Raw genomic sequence first — 22,034 nt, forward strand, 5'->3', positions numbered from 1 at the left:
GGTAGGGGAACCCGGACTTCGGAAGGAAAACGGTGTGCGGCTGCGGCTTTTTTATCGTAGGCGGTGCGCGATGACAAAAAAAGGCGCATCGTACGTGGCGCGTGCGTGGAGTGTGCTCGACGTCCGGAAGGAAGAAAAAACCGCCGTCACCCCGCGCTGGTCTGTGCGGTGCGCTATTACGCGGCTACTTCATTCATTTCGCTGTCGCTCGATTCGGCGGCCAGCAGGTTCAACGCGAGCAGAATCGCCGCGCGATTGTCGATGACGATCTCGATGCCGAGTTCGTCGGTCAGCCAGCGGCCGATCTTGGTATTGGAAAATTCGTCGGCGCCGGCCGTCTTTTTCATGGTGACGCCAAGTTTGACGGCGCGATAGTGATACGAGGGCACCCGATGCTGAGCTGCGACTGCCGACAGGCCGCCTTTCCCTTCCGAGCACCAGCCGAGGCTGCCGGCCAGCACGATGCGCTCCGGCTCGTCGAGGCTGTCGATAAAGGCGCGCGCCGCGAGCCGCACGCGTTGTTCATCGAGGCCGTATTGCAGCAACACGCTTTCCACGGGGTCTTCCAGCGCTTGCGCATGCAGGTCGATTTCCTGCGCCATGCCCTCGTTTTCCATCGACACATTGCGCTGATGGCCGGCGCTGCGCAGGCAGTCGATCAGGTAACGGCGAAAATACGCGCACAATGCGTAGCCATTGGACGGCGCGCTATCGGCGCAGGCATGGGTTTCCGTGTGGCCGGGCGCGAGGCGCAGTACTTTCGCGTAGATGAACTGCGCGACCAGTTCTTCCTTGTCCTCGCCGAGCGCCTGCAATTCAAGCGGGTGATAGGTGCGCAGCGCCCGCTTGACCAGATCGACCATCGACACCATCTCGTCGGCGGACAACCGGGTACGCCGGCGCCACAGATCGGGCAGGATCGCATCGTCGAGATTGCGGACGAACGCGTGGCTCGGAACTGCGCCCATGAAAACCTCCATAAGGGGAAAGGCAAGGAGCGCGGGGAGCCTCGACTGCAGGCGAAGAAGGGGGTGTTGGAACTGTTAAGCCGCGCTGGAATGTGAACCCAGTATGGTTTCCGGCGACGGTTTCGCCTATATGGATTAAGTGGTAGCTGATGGGTAAACTGCCGGGTAAACCATCCGGTCGACAGCTTTGCATGGGGCTGGAGTAAGTGCTAAAGCGCTAACCCCAGCCGACAGCTTTGCATGGGGCAGGAGTAAGCGCTAAAGCGCTAACTCCTGCCGACAGCTTTGCATGGGGCAGGAGTAAGCGCTAAAGCGCTAACTCCTGCCGACAAAGGAGACCGCATGACGCGGGCCGACCCGATCCAGCGTGCAATCGACGAAGACCTGGTGCGCGTGCTCTACGCGCAAGATCCGATCGCCTTCTTCTCGCACTGGTTTTCGATCGCGGTGCTGGTGGCGATCTACTGGCCGAACGTCCCGTCGCCGCATCTGTTCGTGGCGTGCTTCGGGTTCTATGCGGTGGCCAATTGCGGCGGCCTCGCGCTCTGGATCTGCAACCGCCGCTACCCGCATCTCGTCACGCCGCGCGGCTGGATCAACCTGCACGCGGTGCGCGGTGTGCTGCTGTATAGCGCGCCGGGACTGGCGGTGTGGTTCGCGTTTCAGAGTCCGCAAACCGATTTGCCGCTGCTGCACACGGTGATGCTCGTCACGCTGGCGGCCGGCGTGTTCATGTCGAACGGCTTCGATCTGCTGAACTTTTCGACCGCGATTCCGTTTCTGCTGTTTCCGTCGATCGTGCTGCATTTCGGCACGCACACGTTCGATCGCACGATTCTCGCGATCGTCCTCGCGTTCTTCTTCTGCGCTATCAACGTCTATGCGCTGAGCTACCGCAAGCTCTTCCAGCAGGTCGTGCAGGCGCGCGTCGATCAGCAGTACCTGGCGGAATCGCTGGCGGCGCAAAAGCGTGTCGCCGAAGAGGCCAGCCTTGCCAAAACGCGCTTTTTTGCCGCCGCGAGCCACGATTTGCGCCAGCCGCTGCACGCGATCGGGCTGCTGGCGGCTTCGCTCAACGACACGGCGGCGACGCCGGTTCAGCATGTGAAAACGGCCCAGCACATCGTCTATAACGTCGAGGCGTTGAACCAGTTGTTCAACCAGGTGCTCGATCTCGCCAGGCTCGAAAGCGGCGTGACCCAGGTGATCCGGTTGCATTTCCGGCTTTCGGAACTGTTCGAGCGGGTCGGCAGCCAGTACCGTCCGCAAGCCGCGGCCAAGGGTCTGGCGCTGCGGATCGCACCGTCCTCGGTGATCCTGCATGACGATCCGGTGCTGCTCGAACGCGTGCTGAGCAACCTGCTCTCGAACGCGGTGCGCTATACCGAGGAAGGCGCGATCTGGGTGGGCTATCGCCGCGCCGGGCGTCCTTCGGGCGGCTACATCGAGGTGCGCGATTCCGGTATCGGCATTCCGGCCGAGGAGCATGAGCACATCTTCGAAGAGTTCTATCAGGTCGCCAATCCGCAGCGCGACGCGCGCCAGGGGCACGGTTTGGGCTTGCCGACGGTGAAGCGTCTGATCGAGATGCTCGGCGGCGAATTGCAACTGCGCTCGGCGCCCGGGCGCGGCTCGGTGTTCCGCTTTCCCGTGCAGGCGGGCGAGGCCGGCGGAATTGTCGCGAGCTTGAACGAGACGGTGGCGGGCGGGCTGTCGGCGCAAGGCCGGCGCGTGCTCTGCATCGACGACGAGCCGTCGATTCTCGAAGGCCTCACCAGTCTGCTCGGACGCTGGGGGTGTATCGTGCACGGTGCGCGCGACGAGGTCGACGCGCTCGTCGCGCTGGAAGACGGCTTCGTGCCGGATGCCGTGCTATGCGACTACCAGTTGGCCAATCACCGAACCGGCGCGCAAGCGCTGTCGGCCGTGCGCAATGTGCTTGCGCGGGCGGGGCACGAGGGCGTGGTGACCTTGCTGATCACCGGCGATATGGCGTCCGCGGAACTGGCGGCGCTGGCCTTGCAAGGGATTCCGGTGCTGCACAAACCGGTCACGCCGGCGCGCTTGCGGCGTACCCTGGAAATGCTGTGGCAGCAGGCGGAGCTGGATAAAGGGCGGGCGGCGTGAAGGATTGCATGAAGGGCGGCATGAGCGCCGCCCTTCGACTCGTTGTTACAGGGTTCTCCCGGCTTCGAGCCAGCCGTTGATCACGGCGATCGCCGTGGAGCGGTTGTGCACGCCGAGCGCCCGGAAGATCACCGACAGATGGACCTTGACCGTCCCTTCCGCGACGCCCAGTTCACGCGCGATCATCTTATTGGTCCAGCCGCGATGCACGAGCCGCATGATGTCCTGCTGTCTTGGCGACAGGTTTTCCAGCAAATGTTGCTGGTGCGGCTGCAATGCCTGGATTTGCGCGATCGGCTCCGTAAGCGCGGCGGCCCCTTGAGTCGAGGCGTGGGGCGCACCCTGAGAGGCACCTCCAGCGGCAAACTCAGCCGCCGCGTCGGCGCGCGCGGGTGACGCATGCGTGTCCCGCGCGCCCAGCAGGCTGAGCGCTTCCATCGGCACATAGGCGCCGCCAGACAGGACCAGTTCGATCGCCTTGAGCATGACGCTGGCCGGCTGCCGCTTGGGCACGAAGCCGAGCGCGCCGGCGGCCAGCACCGCGCGCATTTCGTCGGGCGATTCTTCAGCGGAGAGTACGACGACCGGCAGCGCGGGATTCGCCTTCAACAGCAATTCCAGCGACGAAGCCCCGCTCATGCCCGGCATATGCAGATCCACGATCGCGAGATCGTGGTCGGCGTCGGGCCGCGCGGCGGCAGCGAGTGTTTCCCAGCTATCGGCTTCGTCGAATTGCGCGTCGGGATCGAGGCCGCGCAACAGCCCCTTGACGCCTTGCCGGATCAGTTCATGGTCGTCGGCCACAAGAAACTTCATGATGTCTCCGCGAGTCGGGCCTGCGCGTTGTGGACTACCGCCGCTGTGCTGCTGAGATTACTTCCCGTTTTACTTCTATTTTCGATTCGCGTCATGTCCGGCTTCCCCGCGATCATATGCCGATCGGTGGCGCGGCGCGCCTTACGGTTCGCCGCATAATTGTCAGTCATATTTATATGATCGCCGGCTGGTTTGCTGCACCAGCATGATGCGTAAGGCAGGTCTCCCGCGCATAGGTTCCGGCTTGCTACGTAGACGAGCCGCCTGACACAATTTTGAAGCTTTCAACGCAGGAATCCGAAGGTTATGCGCGCCAGATCGAATCACGCCAATGCGTGATTCATTTGACTGCAAATAACGTCGCATTCATCAGAAGCTTGAACGCGAAACCGAGCGACATTGCCGAGGCCACGCCGAAGCACCACAGCGCGACGAACCACAGCCAGCCGGGCAGGCGGCGCGCCGGCGTTGAAGGCATCTTGCAGGCGGCGTTCGTGCCCGCGTCCTTAGTGATAGTGATGTTGGTCGCCATGTCGCACCTTGCCCCGAAATACCCAATAACCCATCGTCGTATAGGCGATGATAATCGGCAGAATCACCGCTGCGCCGACCAGCGTGAACATCTGGCTCGAGCGCGGCGCGGCGGCTTCCCAGAGCGTCAGGCTCGACGGAATCGCATACGGCCACAGGCTCACCAGCAGCCCTGCATAACCGAGCAGCACCAGCATGAGCGCCAGCACGAACGGCGTGTTGTGATGCCGCGCACGCACCGCGCGGTGCATGAAGAACGCGCAGATCGCTACGAGGAACGGCACCGGCAGCAGACGATAGAACAGGTTGTCGTGGAACCACCGTTGTGCGATGGTCGGATCTTGCAGCGGCGTCCACAGACTCACCATCGTGATGAACCCGAGCAGCACGAGCGTCAGCGGCCACACTACGCGATGCAGGCGGCGTTGCAAATCGCCTTCGGTCTTCGCGACCAGCCAGCAGCAGCCGAGCAACGCGTAGGTGATCACCAGACCGAGACCGGTTAGCAGACTGAACGGCGTGAGCCAGCCGAAGGCGTCGCCCGCATAGCCGCCGTCGATCACCGGAATGCCTTGCAGGAACGCGCCCAGCACGATGCCCTGAAAGAAGGTCGCGCCCGCCGAGCCGCCGATGAAGGCCAGATCCCACAGATGTTTCGTGCGCTTGGCCTTGGCGCGGATCTCGAACGACACGCCGCGGAAAATCAGGCACACAAGCATGAAGATCAGCGGCAGATACAGTGCGGACAGCACGGTTGAGTAGACCACCGGAAACACCGCGAACAGCGCGGCGCCACCCAGCACCAGCCAGGTTTCGTTGCCGTCCCACACGGGCGCGACGGTGTTCATCATCAGGTCGCGTTCTTTCTCATCGGGGAAGAACGGGAAGACGATGCCGATGCCCAGATCGAAGCCGTCGAGTACCACATACATGAATAGGCCCAGCGCAATAATCGCGGCCCACGCTACGGTTACGTCCATTTTCTTTCTCGCAGGCAGAAGAGGTTAGGCGGCATCGATCAGGCGATCGGCGGCGGACAGCGGGCGGCGCGCGGTCTGATTCGGCGTGTGGTCAGGCACGCCGTGCGGTGTGTGTCCCGGCAGTGCCGGGCCCGAGCGCATCAGCTTGAGCATGTAGTAGATGCCGGTGCCGAACACGAGGAAGTAGACGATCACGAACGCCATCAGCGAGATGCCGACCTGCTGCGTGGTGAGCGGCGACACCGCTTGTGACGTGCGCATCACGCCGTACACCACCCACGGCTGACGGCCGGCCTCAGTGGTGACCCAACCCGCCAGCAGCGTGATGAAGCCGGTCGGGCCCATCGCGACCGCAACGCGCTGGAACCACTTCGCTTCGAACAGGCGCTCGCGGCGACGCAGCGCCCATGCCGCCAGCGACATCAGGATCATCAGCACGCCGAGCCCGGCCATGATGCGGAAGCTCCAGAACACGACGGTTGAGTTCGGCCGGTCTTCTGGCGGAAATTCCTTCAGGCCGCGAATCTCGCCGTCCCAGCTATGCGTGAGGATCAGGCTGCCGAGGTGCGGAATCGACACGGCATAACGCGTGGTCTCCGCCTGCATATCCGGAATGCCGAATAGATTCAGCGCGGTGCCGCCTTTCTCGGTTTCCCACAGGCCTTCGATCGCGGCGATCTTGGCCGGCTGATACTTGCGCGTGTTCAGACCATGCTGATCGCCGACGAATGCCTGAATCGGCGTCAGGATCAGGAGCAGCCACAGCGCCATCGAGAACATCTTCTTGACCGCCGGATCGCGCCGGCCGCGCAGCAGATGCCATGCGCCCACTGCTGCCACCACCAGCCCCGCGACGATGAACGCCGCGAGCGCCATATGCGCGAGCCGGTACGGGAATGACGGATTGAAAATGATCTTGAACCAGTCGAGCGGCACGACATGGCCATCCACGACTTCAAAGCCCTGCGGCGTTTGCATCCAGCTATTGGACGCGAGAATCCAGAAGGTCGAGATCAGCGTGCCGATCGCCACCATCAGCGTGGCGCCGAAGTGGGCGCGCGGGCTCACACGCTGCCAGCCGAACAGCATGATGCCGAGGAAGCCCGCTTCGAGGAAGAACGCGGTCATCACCTCGTACATCAGCAGCGGTCCGGTGATCGGGCCGGCGAAACTGGAGAAGCCCGACCAGTTGGTGCCGAACTGGTAGCTCATCACGACGCCGGACACGACGCCCATACCGAAGGCCACTGCGAAGATCTTCGACCAGAACAGGCAAAGATCTTTGTAGTACGCCTTGCCGGTTTTGAGCCAGCGCCATTCGAGTACGGCGATGAAGCTGGCGAGACCGATGCTGAGCGCCGGAAAAACAATGTGAAACGAGACGGTGAACGCAAACTGAATGCGGGCGAGATCGAATGCCGATAGAGCGGAGTTCATGAGCGTGAAGGTCGTGATGCCCGTGGGGGCGGACTACGCGCGTCGACCGTTGTCGGTGCGCACTGCGCTGGGCAGATGACGCAAGAGTAGGGGATGAGTGGAAATTTTGCTGCAATGCGACGTGCGTCAAAAAACCACGTTGTTTTGCGCGGTTCTTCGTTTTTGAGACGGCAAAGCCTTGATGGGCATCAAGTTTTCCGTGTTGCGTGCTTGCGTGTGTTTCTCGCAGCCGGCATGGAACTGCGGCAATAGACCGCGCTGCAGCAACGCGATGCCGGCGCTTTCGCGGCGACTTGCGCCGGCCCGGTGTTGCCACGCAAGAAGCAGCCCCCGCGAAGGCAGGACGCTACGAACACACCAGCTACGCGATCGAGATAAACAGTTGCTTGCCACACGCGGCGGCGTATCTGCGCAATGTGTCGATAGAAGGCGAGTGCTGGCCCGAAGCAAGCGCCCGTTCCAGCCGCGTGATGGCCGGCGCTTTCGTGCCCATGCGCTCGGCGACTTGCGCCTGCGTCAAACCGGCCTCACGCCGCGCGGCGAGCATCTGATCGAGCAGCGCGAATTCTTCACGGTTCAGCCGCTCGTATTCAGCGCGTACTTCGGGATCGGCGAGCGCCCGTTCGCGCATTGCCTTATAGGTTGCCATTTCTGATCTCCAGCAGTCTTTTGCGCGCCACGTCCAGTTCGTTACGCGGCGTTTGTTGCGACTTCTTCACGAAGCTGTGAAGCATGACGATTTTCCGTTCCACGATCGAGCAGTAGAACACTCTGGCGATGCCCTCAGCACCTTTCAGGCGCATCTCGAACAAACCACCACCCATTGATGCAGTGTGCGGTTCACCGAGGTTCGGCCCGTATTCCTCCATGCGATCGACCAGCGCGATAAAGCGCGCGAGCAGCGTTTTCGGCAAGGAGGCAACGTTCACTTTGACCTTTTCGTTGTAGAAACCGATCGTAAATGCCATTGGAATTGATGATAACAAATATGTTATTTGTGCGCAAGCAGGCCACCTTGCCGTTTGCTGCTGTCATTGAGCAAAAGGAGGAGGCATTGCACAGCACGGGATCGAACGACGGGAAGAGGGCGAAGGCAGGACCGCGATGAGCGGTTACGACGGCGTTGGCGCAACTAGTTGTCCGGCTGGGCTGAGTCGTGCGGGACGCGAATTTGGGCGCGGCACGGTGGAGGTCTCCTTTGACATCGGCTCGTTGAGCGGGAATAACGAATCAAGGGCCGCTCGTCACCAACCGACAATAACTCCGTTCATGCCGACTTTCTATTAGCCTGTCAGCTAGCCATCAGGCTAGTTTGCTTCTACCATGCAAGCTGCTAACCGGCGGCCCCTCCGAAAGTCGCCGTATGCTCGAGATGGATGAGCGCAGCATCGCCATCCGCTGTTTCATTCCTGGTAGTCGTTTCGAATACCGCGTGAACCGCTCCGGTTCTTCGTGGGTCCGTCATCAAAGTGTGTTGCAGGCCGTGTCATGCTTGAGTAAGCATGACCGCCGCGTATCGCCGGTCGTTGTTCTCCCATGTTCCCTCCACGCGCGTCGAGTGAGTCCTGCATTCGCGGTTAACGATTTTCGTCGGGCGGCACGGTTCGTGGCGCCCGAATGGTTTGAGAGGCACGCTTCATCCACCTGCCGGCGACGGCAGACTTCATCCAAAGGAGTCAGCAGATGAGCACGATCACCACGAAAGACGGTACGGAAATCTTCTACAAGGACTGGGGCAAAGGCCGCCCGGTTGTCTTCTCGCACGGTTGGCCGTTGTCCGCGGACGCCTGGGACGCGCAGATGCTGTTCCTCGGCAGCAAAGGTTTTCGCGTGATCGCACACGACCGGCGCAGTCATGGCCGTTCGGCGCAGACATGGGACGGCAACGACATGGATACCTATGCCGACGATCTCGCCGCGCTGATCGAGCACCTGGACCTGCAGGACGCCACGATGGTCGGTCATTCGACCGGCGGCGGGGAGGTCGCGCACTACATCGGCCGGCACGGCACGAAACGCGTGGCGAAGGCTGTGCTGATCGGTGCGGTGCCGCCGCTGATGGTCAAGGCCGAGAGCAACCCCGAGGGCACGCCGATCGATGTGTTCGATGGCATCCGTAAGGGTGTGGTCGACGATCGCTCGCAGTTTTTCAAGGATCTGGCGCTGCCGTTTTACGGCTACAACCGTCCGAACGCGAAAGTGTCGCAAGGCGTGATCGATTCATTCTGGGCACAAGGCATGGTGGGTTCGATCAAGGGCTTGTACGACTGCATCAAGCAGTTCTCCGAAGTCGACTACACGGAAGATCTGAAGAAGATCGATGTGCCGACTCTGGTACTGCATGGTGACGACGACCAGATCGTGCCGATCGACGCGGCAGGCCGCAAGACGGCGAAGATCGTGAAGAACGCAACGCTCAAGGTCTACCCGGGCGGGCAGCACGGCATGTGCACCGTCGAGGCGGACAAGGTAAATGCCGATCTGCTGGAATTTATCAGCGCGTAATACGCAGGTGTAGCGAGTGCGGCCGGCGTGAGGCGATTGCCTTGCGTCAGCCGCATCCGTGCCCGCCTGCGACGGCGCCGCTCAGGCAGTCGGCCAGCCGATGCGCGCCGCCCGGCGCAATGACGAGCGAACCACCAGTCGGTGGAACGGTGCGATGGCGAAAATATAGAAACGCCCGAACGCATTGTGACAGTGCACAACCGTGGTCAGGATCAGATAACGGGCGCTGCCCTCACGCGTGTCGCGTGTTTGCTGCAACACCGAAAGCCGGAAGTCGAGATGGCTGTCGTTCTCGCCGAGGATAATCTCGCGCGTGCTGCGCGTGTAGATTCTGAAGATGTCGACGCGCTCTCTGGAGCCATACGAACTTGCCGCGCGCAATTGCTTCGACGTCTTGATTCCGAAGCGAGCGACCAGCGCATCGCGCAGCCTCAGCAGCTTCCCAACCCATCCCGCCTGGTGTGCGAACAGAAAACGCGCGAGTAATTCCGGATCATCAATTGCGTCGTCCGGCAAGCGGACGGCGTACGCGTCCGCGAGGTCCGGGGCATCGTACAGGCGGGCTATGCCGGATTCGGCCGGCACAGCGACGGAAAGCACAGAGTGGTTGGCGTCTGGCATGGGAAGATGCTGTGCTGAAAAATAGATTGTGGTGAGAAGGGCGACTTTACCGCGGGCGCGCCGCAGTTCGATCACGCGCATGCGCGTCAAGTCTACGCGCGCTTGACGATAAGTGCCCGAGCGGCGATGCCCATCAAGCCAACCGGAGTGCGACCTGGCATCAATTCTTGCCTTATGTTATACGATGTCGTATCAATGTAACGATCGTACGTGTTTGTTTTCCAAAGACAAATGACTGAACTACAAAGACCAGTGCGGGTAAGTGCCTAGTTGAAATCCGTCCTAGGATCGTTGATAGTACGTTATCGTACAACTAGCCGGTCGTTCTCGGCTCGATGCCCTCACGGCTCGACCGCTTGCCGTCCTCCGGCTCAATCGCGCGCAGCGCTGTAAAGGAACCTTATGAAGAAGATTGCCCTGAGTGGGGCCGGCGGACAGCTCGGCTCGGTAGTGCGTGCGGCGTTGATCGCGCGCGGCGTCTCCTTGCGTTCGGCCGCGGGTTCCAGGGCGCTGGTTCCTCTGATGGAGGGCGAGGACGTGATGCGCGGCGACCTGCGCGATCCCGACGTCGTGGATCGCCTGCTGGAGGGCGTCGACGTGCTGATTCATTTCGCCGGCACGAGCGTGGAACGCCCGCTGCCGGAAATTATCGACAACAACCTGCGTGCGCTGGTCGAGGTGTACGAAGGCGCGCGCCGAAAAGGCGTCAAGCGCGTGGTGTTTGCCAGCTCCAACCATGCGATCGGCATGTATCCGGTCACCGAACATCTCGCTCTCGACTGCGCGTTGCGCCCGGACGGTTTCTACGGCCTGAGCAAGGTGTGGGGCGAAGCGCTCGCGCGCATGTATTGGGACAAGCACGGCATCGAGAGTATTTGCGTGCGCATCGGCAGCTGTCTTGAGCGGCCGACCGAGCAGAGACACTTGAGCACCTGGTTCGGTCATCGCGACCTGATGCATTTCCTCGACCGCTGTGTCGAGGCAGAAGACATCGGTTTCATCACCGTGTGGGGCGTGTCGGCCAACAAACGTAGCTGGTGGGACAACAGCGGCGCCGCGCGCCTCGGTTATCAGCCGACTCAGGACGCCGAGGTCTACGCCGAGGAAATACTGTCACGACCGAATCCGCTCGATGCGTTGGGTCAGCGTTACCAGGGCGGCAGCTTCGTCGGCATCGATTACTCGCGCGACGACGCCGCGAGCAGCGACACCGCGGGCCGCCCCGTCTGATTGGTTAAGGAATACGAGGAGACATAGTCATGAAAATCAAGGGCATCCGCTGGTGGATGGTCAGTCTGGTCGCGGCCGGGCTCATCATCAATTACCTCGCGCGCAATACGTTGTCGGTGGCGGCGCCGACGCTGATGAAGGACCTCAATATCACGACCGCGCAGTATTCGCACGTCGTGGTGGCATGGCAGCTTTGCTATGCGTTCATGCAGCCGGTCGCGGGCTACGTGCTCGACACCGTTGGCACCAAGATCGGCTTTGCGGCGTTCGCGATCGCCTGGTCGCTGGCCTGTGCCGCGGCGGCATGGTCGACGGGCTGGCGCAGCCTGGCGTTCTTCCGCGGCGTGCTCGGTATCGCCGAAGCGGCGGGCATCCCGGCGGGCGTCAAGGCGACGAGCGAGTGGTTCCCGGCCAAGGAGCGTTCCGTTGCGATCGGCTGGTTCAATATCGGCTCGTCCGTGGGTGCGCTGCTGGCGCCGCCGCTGGTCGTTTGGGCGTTGTTGCACGGTGAATGGCAATGGGCTTTCCTGATCGTCGGCGTGGCGGGGATTGTCTGGAGCGTGCTGTGGATGCTGCTTTACAAGCACCCGCAGAAACAGAAGCTGTTGAGCGACGCCGAGCGCGACTACATTCTCAGCGGGCAGGAGGCGAAGCACAGCGACGCCGGCGCGGTCAAACGCAGTTGGGTTTCCATGCTTGGCAGCCGCGATTTCTGGGCAATCGGCATTCCCCGGATTCTTTCCGAGCCGGCCTGGCAGACCTTCAACGCGTGGATCCCGCTGTACATGATGACCGAGCGGCACATGAACCTGAAGGAAGTCGCGCTGTATGCGTGGATGCCTTTTCTGGCCGCGGATATCGGCTGCGTGCTCGGCGGCTACCTCAGCCCGCTGTTTCATAAGTACGCGAAGGTCTCGCTGTTCACGTCGCGCAAGATGGTCTTCGTCGTGGGCGCGCTCTGCATGATCGGGCCGGCCTGCGTCGGGCTGGTGGCGAGTCCTTATGCGGCCGTTGCGCTGCTGTGTGTCGGCGGCTTTGCTCACCAGACCCTGTCGGGTGCGCTCTACGCGATCACTTCCGATATGTTCGGCAAGAACGAAGTCGCCACCGCCACGGGCATGGGCGGCATGGCGGGGTACCTCGGCGCGGCGGCATTCACGGCGCTGTTCGGCGTGCTGGTCACGCAGATCGGATACAGCCCGTTGTTCGTGGTGTTGGCGGTGTTCGACATCATCGCGGCGGCCGTGGTGTGCCTGCTGGCCCGAAGCAGTGACAAGGTGCCTGATCCGCGCTGGGCGGGGGCGGGTGCCGTGGCCAAGTGAGTAACGATTTGGACCCTGGCGCGAATCGCGCCGGGTAATGAAGAAAAATGGCGGCGCCCGAGGGCGCCGCCATTTGTTTTATCTCTCGTTTAACGCTGATCGACGACCGTCGTGTTGTAAGTCGTCGAGCCGATGATCACGTTTTTTAACGTGATTGCATTGACGTTGTAGGCATAGATCGGTCCCGGCGTCGTAGCGCTTGCGGGCCCGGCGGAGACCGCCGTGCCCAGATTGCAGTTCGAGATCGTGACGCCGCTGATTGGCGGAATGGACGGTGTAGGGGCGGGCCCGTTGTAGTCGAAGGCGACCGGTCCCTGAGCCACGATCGCCTGAAAACATGAACCCGTTACCCCGTTGAGCGTGACGTTGCTCGCCTGCACGTTGGAAATGTTCACGTTCTGTACGACCGCCGGGCGAGTGCGGATGGCGTCGTTTGCCGGTTGATAGTCGCAGTCGAACGTAATCAGGCCACCCTGCGACGCGGAAGGATTACCCGCCGTCGCCGTGACGACGCCCACCGGCACCGTGCCATTGATCGGACTGCCGCTCAGCAACGCGCTGCCGTAGCCGCCGCCTTTCAGATTGATGCCGTTGGGCAGCGTGACCGTATCGACATAGAAGTTCTTCACAAAGCCGCCGCGATTCATATTCGTCTTGATGCGGATCGCGATGTTCAGCGGATTGGTGGCCCAGTTCTGATTCAGCATCTGCAGATTACGCGCGTAGATATTCTGCACGCCGCCGCCCATTTCACTGCCGAGCGTGATGCCGCCGTGGCCGCTATTCATCGTGCAGTTCTGGATCACGTGATTCTGCGCGGGACCATACTGCGTATCGAGGTCCTTGCCCGACTTGATCGCGATGCAGTCGTCGCCGGTGTTGAACGTGACGCTGTCGCAGAGAACGTTGTTACACGCGTCCGGATCGAATCCATCGTTGTTCGGGCCGATGCTGTCAGCCATCACGCCGCGAATCACGACGTTCTTGCAATCGGTCGGGTGGTGCTGCCAGAACGGCGTGTTGTTGGTGTGATAGTTCTCCATCAGTACGTTCGTACAACCAATAAACTCGACCATGCACGGCCGCAGATAATGTCCGATGCCGAAAATCCGCTGTGCGATCGGTACGCCCGCTTCGGACAAAGCCGGCAGGTAGTTCTGATCCTCTTGCCAGGGTGTCGTAGGGCTTGTCAGCAGCGCGTACAGCGCGTTGGAGATGCCGGGCGCAGCAATTTTAAGGTCGACGTTCTTCGGATTGATGTAGGCCTGCGACGGTGTCGACGAGTTCACGCAGCCGTATAGTCCGTTCGATCCCTTGTAGGTCCACCAGCAGGTGGCGGTATTGCCGGTTCCGGCGAACGGCGTCATCGCCTGGCCGTTGAGAATTGACGTGGCGTCTTCGCCGGTCAGGGCAATGTTGGTCTGGTTGCGTGCGTAGACCGGCGAGCCGTAATTGAGGCAGTCGTTCGCCTGCCAGCGGCTATAGAAGAGGTTGCCGTTCGCGCCGCAGTTGACCGGGCCGTCTTTCGCGTAGTCCGCCGGGTTAGGGCTGAAATAGATCGTGCAGTTCGCGCTGAGGTGGAAGTTCACGTTGCTGAGCAGGACGATCGGGCCGGCGCAATACCACGTGCCGGCTGGCACGACCACGCGGCCGCCGCCGGCCGCATTGCATGCCTGTATCGCGGCGAGAAACGCGGGCCTCGCGTCGGGCGCGTTCGCGGCATTGGTTTGTGCCGAGCCCGGGCTCGCAACTGAAGTCGCGCCGGTGTACGGATTGGTCGCGGCGACGACCGCGCAAGGCGCTGCGCCGTACTGGGTGACCACAAAATCGCGCGCCGGGAACATGGCCTGCGTGATGTTCTGGAGCGACGCGATGATCTGCGTCGCGGCGCCCGAGGTGCCCCAGATCGGGTCTTGTACCACCGGCGGCGTTGCCGGTGGCGTCGTGGCGGGAGCGTTGACGGAGCCGCCGCAAGCGGACAGTCCGCCTAGCATGGTTGCGCCTGCGGAGGTTCCTGCGAGCACCATAAACGCTCTGCGTTTAAGCGAGTTCGGCTCGTCCTGGCCGCGGATTCTCGATGTTGCCGGCTTGCGGTTGTTTTTATCTTTAGTTGCCACGGATGTCTCCTTGCCCTTTGCGGGCGTTGTAAGTGATCGTCAGTACTCGATGGGGCGCGGTGCTTCAATCCATCGCCCGAATCGGCGGTGGTTATCGAGGCAGCCTTTCTTCTAGTAAGGCATCCTTAATATTTGTAATAAAAGGCTGGGAATGAGCGCGAAGCTTTTGTCGTGGAGACTCGCTCGCTCAGGCTGTGAACGTGCGGATGCGCCGCTCCATCTTCTCTATCTGCATAGAGGGGATGGAGCGGCGCGTGGAGTAGGTTTGCGGGTTTAGGCGGGCTGCTGGCCGATTTCGTGATTGGCGAGTATTTCGAGCGCGCGCACCATGGCGGAGTGATCCCATGCCTTGCCGCCGTGCGCCACGCAGGCGCTGAAGAGCTGCTGGCAGGTGGCCGTATTCGGCAGGGAGACGCCGAGTGCCTGGGCCGTCGAAAGCGCGAGATTCAGATCCTTCTGGTGAAGCTCGATCCGGAATCCCGGATCGAAGGTGCGCTTCGTCATCCGTTCACCGTGCACTTCGAGAATGCGCGAGGACGCAAAGCCGCCCATCAGGGCTTCGCGCACGCGCGCCGGATCGACGCCGGCTTTGGAGGCGAGCAGCAACGCTTCGCCGACGGCCTCGATCGTCGCGGCGACGATTACCTGATTCGCCACCTTGCACACCTGGCCTGCCCCGACGGCGCCGATCAGCGTGACATTCTTGCCCATCATGTCGAAGAGCGGCTTGACGCTCTCGAAGGTCGCCGTTTCGCCGCCCACCATGATGGTCAACGAACCGGCCTTGGCGCCGACTTCGCCACCCGAAACCGGTGCGTCCAGATAGTCCGCGCCGTGCTCGCGCACGCGGGCGGCGAAGTCGCGCGTGGCCATCGGCGAAATCGAGCTCATGTCGACCACGATCTGTCCCGGGTGCAAGGCGTCGGCGAGTCCGTGTTCGCCAAACAGCACGCGTTCGACGTCCGGCGTGTCCGGCACCATGACGAAGATCACGTCAGCATGCGCGGCCACGGCGGCGGGGCTGTCGCACGCGACAGTCCCGCCCTGGATGAGATCGTCGGGCACGCCGCTGCGCGTAAATGCCGCAAGGGCCACGCCATTCTTGAGAAGGTTGGCGGCCATGGGCTTGCCCATGATGCCGAGTCCGATAAAGCCTGCTTTTTGCATGGAATTCTCCGGAGATGTCAGGGCGGCCGTTTCTGTTTCCGGTCCGCTTATTTCTGCATGAAGTGTTTTTGGACCGTCTGCGCGGCGGCTTTCAGCAGTCCCATATCCGCACACACCGCGATGACGCGGCAGCCCATTGAAATGTAGCGCTCCGCATCGGCCTGCATGGGCGCGAGGATGCCGCTTGGCTTGCCGGCGGCATGGGCGCGCTCGAAGACGCGCGCAATCGCTTGCTGCACCTCGGGATGGTTCGGGTTGCCGATGTGGCCGTAGGCCGCCGCGAGATCCGAGGGTCCGACGAAAACGGCATCGACGCCCTCGACCGCGAGAATCTCGTCAATGTTGTCGACGGCCTTGTGGCTTTCGATCTGAACGATGACACAGACGTTGTCGTTGGCGATGTCGAAGTAATTGGCGACGGTCCCGTAGCGATTGCCCCGTTGGCCCACCGAGACACCGCGGATACCCTGCGGCGGGTAGCGCGTCGCGGCGACAGCGCGCGCCGCGTCTTCGGCGCTATCGACGAACGGCACCAGAAAATTCGAGAAACCGCTGTCCAGGAGCCGTTTGATAAACACGCTGTCGTTGGCCGGCGGGCGCACTACCGGCGCGCTCGGGCTGTCCTTGAGCGCCATCAACTGAGGGATCAGCGTCAAAACGTCGTTCGGAGCGTGTTCCGCATCCAGCAGCATCCAGTCGAAGCCGACCATGCCGAGCAGTTCCGTGACAATCGGGCTGGCGAGCGAAGCCCAGCAGCCGATCAGGGTTTCTCCGCCGCAGACGGCGCGGCGAAAGCTATTGGGTAAGGGCTGGTAAGGCGTGGCGGCTGTCATGGGGATGTCTCCTCAAACTGCAAAATTAACCGGGCATGCTCCGACGGTTGCTAAATCGAGTGTCATAAGTTGTCGTACGTCTTGTTGAAGATTAGCATTGGCTCATCTGCTTGTAACTGCCACGTAAACCCGAACTCCTCACGAGACAGGGGTTTCGGCTTGCACGTATGGCGCTCAATGTTGTAGGATGACTTATATCTGTGACGTCCATTCAAGGAAAGCGAAATGTCTATTACCGGCGAAATGCTGATTGGCCGCCAAGCCGTGCGCGGCGAGGAAAAACCCTTGCGCGCGTTCAATCCCGCCACGGGATCCGACATCGCCGAGCCGGTGTTCGGCAGCGGCTCGGCCGCGAATGTTGAGCGCGCCTGCGAACTCGCGCGGCAAGCGTTCGATCCGTACCGGCATCTGCCGCTCACGGTGCGCGCCGAGTTTCTCGAGCGTATCGCGGACGGCATCGCCGCGCTTGGTGACGCGCTGATCCAGCGCGCGCACGAAGAGTCGGGCTTGCCGAAGGCGCGTCTCGAAGGCGAGCGCGGCCGCACGATGGGTCAGCTCAAACTGTTCGCGCAAGTCGTGCGTGCCGGCCAATGGCTCGCCGCAACGCTCGATTCGCCGTTGCCCGAGCGCAAGCCCTTGCCGCGCTCCGACCTGCGGATGCAGAAGATTCCGCTGGGCCCGGTCGCGGTGTTCGGCGCCAGCAACTTTCCGCTCGCGTTTTCGGTGGCGGGCGGCGATACCGCTGCGGCGCTCGCGGCGGGCTGCCCGGTGGTGGTGAAGGCGCATCGCGCGCACCTGGGCACCTCGGAGATGGTCGGCCGTGTGATTCAACAGGTCGCGCAGGACATGGACCTGCCGGAAGGCGTGTTCTCGATGATCGTCGGCGCCGGCAATTCCGTCGGTGAAGCGCTGGTCGCGCATCCGGCCATCAAGGCAGTCGGCTTCACGGGGTCGCGCGCCGGTGGCACGTCGCTGATGCGTGTCGCGGCCGCTAGGGCCGAGCCGATTCCGGTCTACGCGGAAATGAGCAGCATCAACCCGGTGTTCCTCCTGTCGAATGCGCTGTCGCAACGCGGTGACACAATCGCACGTGGTTTTGTCGATTCGTTGGTGCTCGGCGCGGGGCAGTTCTGTACCAACCCGGGGCTCGCAATCGCCGTCGATAGCGACGCACTCAAGCGTTTCGTCGTGACGGCCTCCGAGGCGCTGAGCGGCAAACCGGCCCAGACCATGCTCACTGCCGGCATTCACGCGGCCTATGAAGAGGGCGAAGGCAAGCTGGCGGCAACGAGGGGTGTCGAAACGCTCGCGCAAGGTGTCGACGCGAAGGGCCCCACGCAAGCGCGCGCGGCTTTGTTCGTGACCGACGCGCTGACCTTCCTGTCCACGCCGGCTCTGGAGGACGAGGTTTTCGGGCCTGCGTCGACCGTCGTACGTTGCAAGGACGAGCAGGAAATGCTCGCCGTTGCCGAGCACTTCGCCGGTCAGTTGACCGCCACGGTGCAAATGGATAGCGCTGATCTGGCAGCAGCGAAGAAGCTTGCGCCGATCCTCGAGCGCAAGGCGGGCCGGATTCTGGTCAATGGCTTCCCGACCGGCGTCGAGGTTTCACACGCGATGGTGCACGGCGGCCCGTTCCCAGCCACGTCCGATAGCCGGGCGACGTCAGTGGGGACGACGTCGATCGAGCGCTTCCTGCGTCCGGTGTGCTATCAGGATTTCCCGGCCGATCTGCTGCCGGTGTCGCTGGCCGACGGTAATCCGCTGGACCTGTGGCGGCGTCGCGACGGCGAGATCACGCGCAGCTAAGCGGCATATGAGCGGCATATGAGCGGCGCCCGAGCGGGCGCCGCGTAAGATAGAAAAATGGCCGGGATATCCCGGCCATTTTTTTTGCGCCCAGCGTGACGAATCAACTGTCGCTCAGTACACCGATTCAGCTATTCGCTTCTGCACTTTCGTTGGCGCGCCGCAGCCGCTCGCGGCTATTGGACAGATGCATACGCATCGCCGCGCGCGCGCCTTCGGCGTCGTGCCGCGTGATCGCCTCGAGAATGCTTTCGTGCTCCAGATTGACGAGCGACAGATACGCGTCGGGCTCGGCGCGCGCGATCCCCGCCGAGTCGAGCCGGTTGCGCGGGATTAGCGCGCTGCCCATTTGTGTGAGGATATCGACGAAATACCGGTTGCCGGTTGCACGCGCTACGGAGATATGGAACTGCAGGTCGGCATCGACGCTGTCCAGCCCGTTGTGGCGGGTGGCTTCGATCGCATCGAGCGCGGCGCGCATGCGCGCGAGGTCGTCCGGCTTGGACCGTTGAGCGGCGAGGCCGGCACATTCCGTTTCGAGGCTGATGCGCAGTTCCAGGATCGACAGCACATCGCGCAAGGTGGTGGCGGGCACCATGTCGATGCCCAGCTTTTCGCGCTGCGGTTCCAGCACGAAGCTGCCGATGCCGTGGCGCGTCTCGATGATCTTGCCCGCCTGCAAGCGTGAAATCGCTTCGCGGATAACGGTGCGGCTCACGCTCAGCGTGACCATCAGCTGTGATTCGGTCGGCAGTTTGTCGCCGGGCTTCAAGGCGTTAGACGCAATTTGCTCGGTGACGTAGCTGACGACAAACTCGGCAAGATTGCGCGCGCGTCGTGGCGGTGCCGCGGATGCCAGTGGTGTAGCCATCGAAAACGCCCCTCGAATCAGATAGTTGCAGATACTTCCTGTTGTCTATTATACCGTCGTCTGACGACTGATTATATAAACGCCGGATCATTTTCGGCATCGACGTCAGACTCGGCGCCGATGCCCGGGTTCAGGCGCCAGGCGGGCCAGCCGCCAGGCTTTGCCGGCGCCCTGGGAAGTACGATAACAGCCTGACGGCTAGCCCGCGCGCAGTTCGACCCGTTTGATGTCTTTCACGATGACGAGGTAGCTGAACACCGTCAGCAGGGCATTCAGGCCGACGAAAACCAGCGCGCCGTTGAACGAGCCGCTCTTCGCGACGAGGTAGCCGATCACGATCGGCGTCACGATGCCGGCGACATTGCCGAACATATTGAAGATGGCGCCCGACAGACCGAGGGCCTCTTTCGGCGACGTATCCGCCACCACGGCCCAGCCAAGCGCCCCGATGCCTTTGCCGAAAAACGCGAGCGACATGAGCGCGACGACGATCCAGTCGGTCGACACGTAGTTGCAGCCGATGATGCACACCGACAGCAGCATGCCGCCGACAATCGGCACCTTGCGCGCGATGGTGAGCGAATGACCGCGCCGGATCAGCCCGTCGGACAGGATGCCGCCGAGCACGCCGCCGGAGAAGCCGCAAATCGCGGGCAGCGATGCCACCAGACCCGCTTGCAGAATTGTCATGCCGCGCGCCTGCACGAGGTAGATCGGAAACCACGTCAGGAAGAAGTAGGTCAGCACGTTGATGCAGTACTGCGCGAGATAGACGCCGAGCAGCATCCGATTGCTCAGCAGTTGACGCACCAGCGACCAGCCGCCGGCACTGGCGATGTCCTCGGCACGGGCTGTCTGCTTGTGCCCGTTCACCACGCCGCCGCCCTGTTCGATGTAGTCGAGTTCGGCACGCGAGACGCGCGGGTGGTCCGCGGGGTTCTTCATCACCTTCAGCCAGGTGATGGCGAGCAACAGTCCGGTCACGCCCATCACGAGGTAGACCGCGTGCCAGCCGAACGCATGGGTCAGCCACGCCATCAGCGGCGTGAAAATGACCGCCGCGAAGTATTGCGCCGAATTGAAAATGGCGGAGGCGGTGCCGCGTTCGTTGGTGGGAAACCAGCTGGCCACGACCTTGGCGTTGGCCGGAAACGCCGGCGATTCCGCCGCGCCCATCGCGAAGCGCAGCACGAACAGCCCGGTGACAGCGGCGGCAGCGCTGCCCAGCAGGCCGATCGAGCTTTGCAGCAGCGTAAACAGCGACCACAGGAAAATACTCGCCGCGTAGACGCGCCGTGCGCCGAAGCGGTCGAGCAGCCAGCCCGCCGGCAATTGCGACAGAACATAGGCCCAGCTGAACGCGGAGAAGATGTAGCCCATCTTGATCGCGTCGAAGCCGAATTCGGCACGCATCGCGGACCCGGTCACCGAGAGCGTGGCGCGGTCCGCGTAATTGAATGTCGTGATCACAAAGATCAGCAGCAAAATCGCGTAGCGGACTTTGGTGCGCCTGGCGACATGGGCGGGGCTCGCAGTGCGGCTCATTTCCATCGTCATCTCCTGAATTCTTATCAGTAAAAAGCGCCCGGCGACGTTACCGTCCCAGGCGCTCTTAGCGGTGCCGTGTGCGCGAACCCGGTTCGCACGGCTGGGCGCCTTGCTGCGTTACTGCGCGCCGAGCTTCTTGATCAGCACGTCGAGTTGCGCCATTTCTTCTTCGGTCAGGTCGGTCAGCGGTGCGCGCACCGGACCCGCGCTGTGACCAACCAGCTTCGCGCCGGCCTTCACGATACTGACCGCGTAGCCCTGACGGCGGTTACGGATCGCCAGATACGGCAGGAAGAATTCGTCGATCAGCTTGCCGACGCTCGCGTGGTCGTCCGCGGCAATCGCGCGATAGAAATCCATCGCGGTCTTCGGAATGAAGTTGAACACGGCCGACGAGTACACCGGTACGCCCAGCGCCTTGTACGCCGCGGCGTAGACTTCAGCGGTAGGCAGGCCGCCGAGGTACGAGAAGCGGTCGCCAAGGCGGCGGCGGATCGACACCATGTTCTCGATCTCGCCCACGCCGTCCTTGAAACCGATCAGGTTCGGGCAGCGCTCGGCCAACCCTTCGAGCATGTCGGCGTTAAGCTTGGAATTCGCGCGGTTGTAGATGATCACGCCCATGTTCGGCACGGACTTGCAGACTTCTTCCGCGTGCGCCGCGATGCCTTCCTGGCAGGCTTCGGTCAGGTAGTGCGGCATCAGCAGAATGCCGTTCGCGCCATGACGTTCGGCTTCCTGTGCGTACGCGATCGCCACGCGGGTCGGGCCGCCGGCGCCGGCGAGAATCGGCACCTTGCCTTTGCAGACTTCAGTTGCCGTGCGCACGACGTTCGAGTAGTCGTTATGCGTGAGCGAGAAGAATTCGCCCGTGCCGCCGGCGACGAACAAGGCCGACGCGCCATAAGGCGCGAGCCATTCGAGGCGCTCGGCATAGGTATCGGCGCGGAAATCGCCTTGTTCGTCGAAGTCGGTAACGGGGAAGGACAGAAGGCCTTCGGAAACGATCTGCTTCAGTTCCTGCGGTGTCGTCATGATGAGTATCCAGGGCGTCGAATAGGGTCGGTATTTGAGAAATGGAGATTTCTTATACGTCATCGTACAACAACAAATCGACTAACTCAACGGTGTTTTCACGGCATAATGCACGTC

19 protein-coding genes are annotated in these 22,034 nt (G+C 62.2%); 5 read left to right on the forward strand and 14 right to left on the reverse strand.

Going from position 1 to position 22,034, the window contains the following annotated elements:
* Positions 1–176 precede the first annotated feature (176 nt).
* Entirely contained in the window at positions 177–968 is a 792-nt protein-coding gene (locus tag KHO23_RS22410; RefSeq protein WP_211613419.1) for a hypothetical protein, read from the reverse strand.
* 342 nt (positions 969–1,310) lie between these two features.
* Here KHO23_RS22410 and KHO23_RS22415 point away from each other — a divergent pair, with 342 nt between their 5' ends.
* The gene (locus tag KHO23_RS22415; RefSeq protein WP_211613420.1) at positions 1,311–3,095 is read left to right on the forward strand and encodes an ATP-binding response regulator; all 1,785 of its coding nucleotides are present in this window, start codon (positions 1,311–1,313) and stop codon (positions 3,093–3,095) included.
* A 45-nt stretch (positions 3,096–3,140) separates the two neighbouring features.
* Here the strand turns inward: KHO23_RS22415 and KHO23_RS22420 are convergent, their stop codons facing one another.
* From KHO23_RS22420 to KHO23_RS22445, 6 genes are all read right to left on the reverse strand, one after another.
* Positions 3,141–3,911: a response regulator transcription factor gene (locus tag KHO23_RS22420; protein WP_211613421.1), complete on the reverse strand. Its 771-nt coding sequence runs from the start codon at positions 3,909–3,911 to the stop codon at positions 3,141–3,143.
* A 340-nt stretch (positions 3,912–4,251) separates the two neighbouring features.
* Complete coding sequence (locus KHO23_RS22425) at positions 4,252–4,443, reverse strand: hypothetical protein (protein ID WP_211613497.1); 192 nt, start codon at positions 4,441–4,443, stop codon at positions 4,252–4,254.
* Positions 4,418–5,422, reverse strand: coding sequence for a cytochrome d ubiquinol oxidase subunit II (gene cydB, locus KHO23_RS22430; protein WP_211613422.1), 1,005 nt, complete (start codon positions 5,420–5,422; stop codon positions 4,418–4,420). The genes KHO23_RS22425 and cydB overlap by 26 nt, the downstream gene beginning before the upstream one ends.
* 24 nt (positions 5,423–5,446) lie before the next feature.
* The gene (locus tag KHO23_RS22435) at positions 5,447–6,859 is read right to left on the reverse strand and encodes a cytochrome ubiquinol oxidase subunit I (RefSeq protein WP_211613423.1); all 1,413 of its coding nucleotides are present in this window, start codon (positions 6,857–6,859) and stop codon (positions 5,447–5,449) included.
* A 361-nt stretch (positions 6,860–7,220) separates the two neighbouring features.
* Positions 7,221–7,508 carry a helix-turn-helix domain-containing protein gene (locus KHO23_RS22440; RefSeq protein WP_063498788.1) on the reverse strand — a complete coding sequence of 96 codons (288 nt, stop codon included), beginning with the start codon at positions 7,506–7,508 and terminating at the stop codon, positions 7,221–7,223.
* Positions 7,495–7,827, reverse strand: coding sequence for a type II toxin-antitoxin system RelE/ParE family toxin (locus tag KHO23_RS22445; RefSeq protein ID WP_211613424.1), 333 nt, complete (start codon positions 7,825–7,827; stop codon positions 7,495–7,497). The genes KHO23_RS22440 and KHO23_RS22445 overlap by 14 nt, the downstream gene beginning before the upstream one ends.
* 715 nt (positions 7,828–8,542) lie before the next feature.
* On the opposite strand from KHO23_RS22445, the gene KHO23_RS22450 reads away from it, so the two are divergent.
* Positions 8,543–9,364 carry an alpha/beta fold hydrolase gene (locus KHO23_RS22450; RefSeq protein WP_211613425.1) on the forward strand — a complete coding sequence of 274 codons (822 nt, stop codon included), beginning with the start codon at positions 8,543–8,545 and terminating at the stop codon, positions 9,362–9,364.
* A gap of 81 nt (positions 9,365–9,445) precedes the next feature.
* Here KHO23_RS22450 and KHO23_RS22455 read toward each other — a convergent pair whose 3' ends face one another.
* Positions 9,446–10,066, reverse strand: a complete 621-nt coding sequence (locus KHO23_RS22455) for a DUF2867 domain-containing protein (RefSeq protein ID WP_236066954.1) — start codon at positions 10,064–10,066, stop codon at positions 9,446–9,448.
* 321 nt (positions 10,067–10,387) lie between these two features.
* On the opposite strand from KHO23_RS22455, the gene KHO23_RS22460 reads away from it, so the two are divergent.
* Both KHO23_RS22460 and KHO23_RS22465 read left to right on the forward strand, forming a co-directional pair.
* Complete coding sequence (locus KHO23_RS22460; RefSeq protein WP_211613426.1) at positions 10,388–11,215, forward strand: NAD-dependent epimerase/dehydratase family protein; 828 nt, start codon at positions 10,388–10,390, stop codon at positions 11,213–11,215.
* 29 nt (positions 11,216–11,244) lie between these two features.
* Positions 11,245–12,537, forward strand: a complete 1,293-nt coding sequence (locus tag KHO23_RS22465) for an MFS transporter (RefSeq protein WP_211613427.1) — start codon at positions 11,245–11,247, stop codon at positions 12,535–12,537.
* An 89-nt stretch (positions 12,538–12,626) separates the two neighbouring features.
* Here KHO23_RS22465 and KHO23_RS22470 read toward each other — a convergent pair whose 3' ends face one another.
* From KHO23_RS22470 to garL, 3 genes are all read right to left on the reverse strand, one after another.
* The gene (locus KHO23_RS22470; protein WP_236066955.1) at positions 12,627–14,564 is read right to left on the reverse strand and encodes a glycoside hydrolase family 28 protein; all 1,938 of its coding nucleotides are present in this window, start codon (positions 14,562–14,564) and stop codon (positions 12,627–12,629) included.
* A gap of 363 nt (positions 14,565–14,927) precedes the next feature.
* Positions 14,928–15,842: a 2-hydroxy-3-oxopropionate reductase gene (locus KHO23_RS22475; protein WP_268963910.1), complete on the reverse strand. Its 915-nt coding sequence runs from the start codon at positions 15,840–15,842 to the stop codon at positions 14,928–14,930.
* Positions 15,843–15,868: 26 nt separating this feature from the next.
* The gene (garL, locus tag KHO23_RS22480; RefSeq protein WP_211613430.1) at positions 15,869–16,654 is read right to left on the reverse strand and encodes a 2-dehydro-3-deoxyglucarate aldolase; all 786 of its coding nucleotides are present in this window, start codon (positions 16,652–16,654) and stop codon (positions 15,869–15,871) included.
* Between the two features lie 225 nt (positions 16,655–16,879).
* Here garL and KHO23_RS22485 point away from each other — a divergent pair, with 225 nt between their 5' ends.
* Entirely contained in the window at positions 16,880–18,463 is a 1,584-nt protein-coding gene (locus KHO23_RS22485; RefSeq protein ID WP_211613431.1) for an aldehyde dehydrogenase (NADP(+)), read from the forward strand.
* Positions 18,464–18,590: 127 nt separating this feature from the next.
* Here the strand turns inward: KHO23_RS22485 and KHO23_RS22490 are convergent, their stop codons facing one another.
* The 3 genes from KHO23_RS22490 to kdgD form a co-directional block, all read right to left on the reverse strand.
* Positions 18,591–19,334, reverse strand: a complete 744-nt coding sequence (locus tag KHO23_RS22490; RefSeq protein WP_211613432.1) for a FadR/GntR family transcriptional regulator — start codon at positions 19,332–19,334, stop codon at positions 18,591–18,593.
* Positions 19,335–19,532: 198 nt separating this feature from the next.
* The gene (locus tag KHO23_RS22495) at positions 19,533–20,885 is read right to left on the reverse strand and encodes an MFS transporter (protein WP_211613433.1); all 1,353 of its coding nucleotides are present in this window, start codon (positions 20,883–20,885) and stop codon (positions 19,533–19,535) included.
* Positions 20,886–20,999: 114 nt separating this feature from the next.
* On the reverse strand, positions 21,000–21,917 hold the full coding sequence (gene kdgD, locus KHO23_RS22500) for a 5-dehydro-4-deoxyglucarate dehydratase (protein ID WP_211613434.1): 918 nt from the start codon (positions 21,915–21,917) through the stop codon (positions 21,000–21,002).
* Positions 21,918–22,034 lie beyond the last annotated feature (117 nt).

It is taken from the genome of Paraburkholderia haematera, from assembly GCF_905220975.1.
Taxonomy (GTDB): Bacteria; Pseudomonadota; Gammaproteobacteria; order Burkholderiales; family Burkholderiaceae; genus Paraburkholderia; species Paraburkholderia haematera.

Excerpts from the sequence above, each read along its gene's own strand:
- KHO23_RS22410 (WP_211613419.1), bottom strand. The coding sequence starts at position 968 with ATGGGCGCAGTTCCGAGCCACGCGTTCGTCCGCAATCTCGACGATGCG.
- KHO23_RS22415 (WP_211613420.1), top strand. The coding sequence starts at position 1,311 with ATGACGCGGGCCGACCCGATCCAGCGTGCAATCGACGAAGACCTGGTG.
- KHO23_RS22420 (WP_211613421.1), bottom strand. The coding sequence starts at position 3,911 with ATGAAGTTTCTTGTGGCCGACGACCATGAACTGATCCGGCAAGGCGTC.
- KHO23_RS22425 (WP_211613497.1), bottom strand. The coding sequence starts at position 4,443 with ATGGCGACCAACATCACTATCACTAAGGACGCGGGCACGAACGCCGCC.
- cydB (WP_211613422.1), bottom strand. The coding sequence starts at position 5,422 with ATGGACGTAACCGTAGCGTGGGCCGCGATTATTGCGCTGGGCCTATTC.
- KHO23_RS22435 (WP_211613423.1), bottom strand. The coding sequence starts at position 6,859 with ATGAACTCCGCTCTATCGGCATTCGATCTCGCCCGCATTCAGTTTGCG.
- KHO23_RS22440 (WP_063498788.1), bottom strand. The coding sequence starts at position 7,508 with ATGGCAACCTATAAGGCAATGCGCGAACGGGCGCTCGCCGATCCCGAA.
- KHO23_RS22445 (WP_211613424.1), bottom strand. The coding sequence starts at position 7,827 with ATGGCATTTACGATCGGTTTCTACAACGAAAAGGTCAAAGTGAACGTT.
- KHO23_RS22450 (WP_211613425.1), top strand. The coding sequence starts at position 8,543 with ATGAGCACGATCACCACGAAAGACGGTACGGAAATCTTCTACAAGGAC.
- KHO23_RS22455 (WP_236066954.1), bottom strand. The coding sequence starts at position 10,066 with ATGCGCGTGATCGAACTGCGGCGCGCCCGCGGTAAAGTCGCCCTTCTC.
- KHO23_RS22460 (WP_211613426.1), top strand. The coding sequence starts at position 10,388 with ATGAAGAAGATTGCCCTGAGTGGGGCCGGCGGACAGCTCGGCTCGGTA.
- KHO23_RS22465 (WP_211613427.1), top strand. The coding sequence starts at position 11,245 with ATGAAAATCAAGGGCATCCGCTGGTGGATGGTCAGTCTGGTCGCGGCC.
- KHO23_RS22470 (WP_236066955.1), bottom strand. The coding sequence starts at position 14,564 with ATGGTGCTCGCAGGAACCTCCGCAGGCGCAACCATGCTAGGCGGACTG.
- garL (WP_211613430.1), bottom strand. The coding sequence starts at position 16,654 with ATGACAGCCGCCACGCCTTACCAGCCCTTACCCAATAGCTTTCGCCGC.
- KHO23_RS22485 (WP_211613431.1), top strand. The coding sequence starts at position 16,880 with ATGTCTATTACCGGCGAAATGCTGATTGGCCGCCAAGCCGTGCGCGGC.
- KHO23_RS22490 (WP_211613432.1), bottom strand. The coding sequence starts at position 19,334 with ATGGCTACACCACTGGCATCCGCGGCACCGCCACGACGCGCGCGCAAT.
- KHO23_RS22495 (WP_211613433.1), bottom strand. The coding sequence starts at position 20,885 with ATGGAAATGAGCCGCACTGCGAGCCCCGCCCATGTCGCCAGGCGCACC.
- kdgD (WP_211613434.1), bottom strand. The coding sequence starts at position 21,917 with ATGACGACACCGCAGGAACTGAAGCAGATCGTTTCCGAAGGCCTTCTG.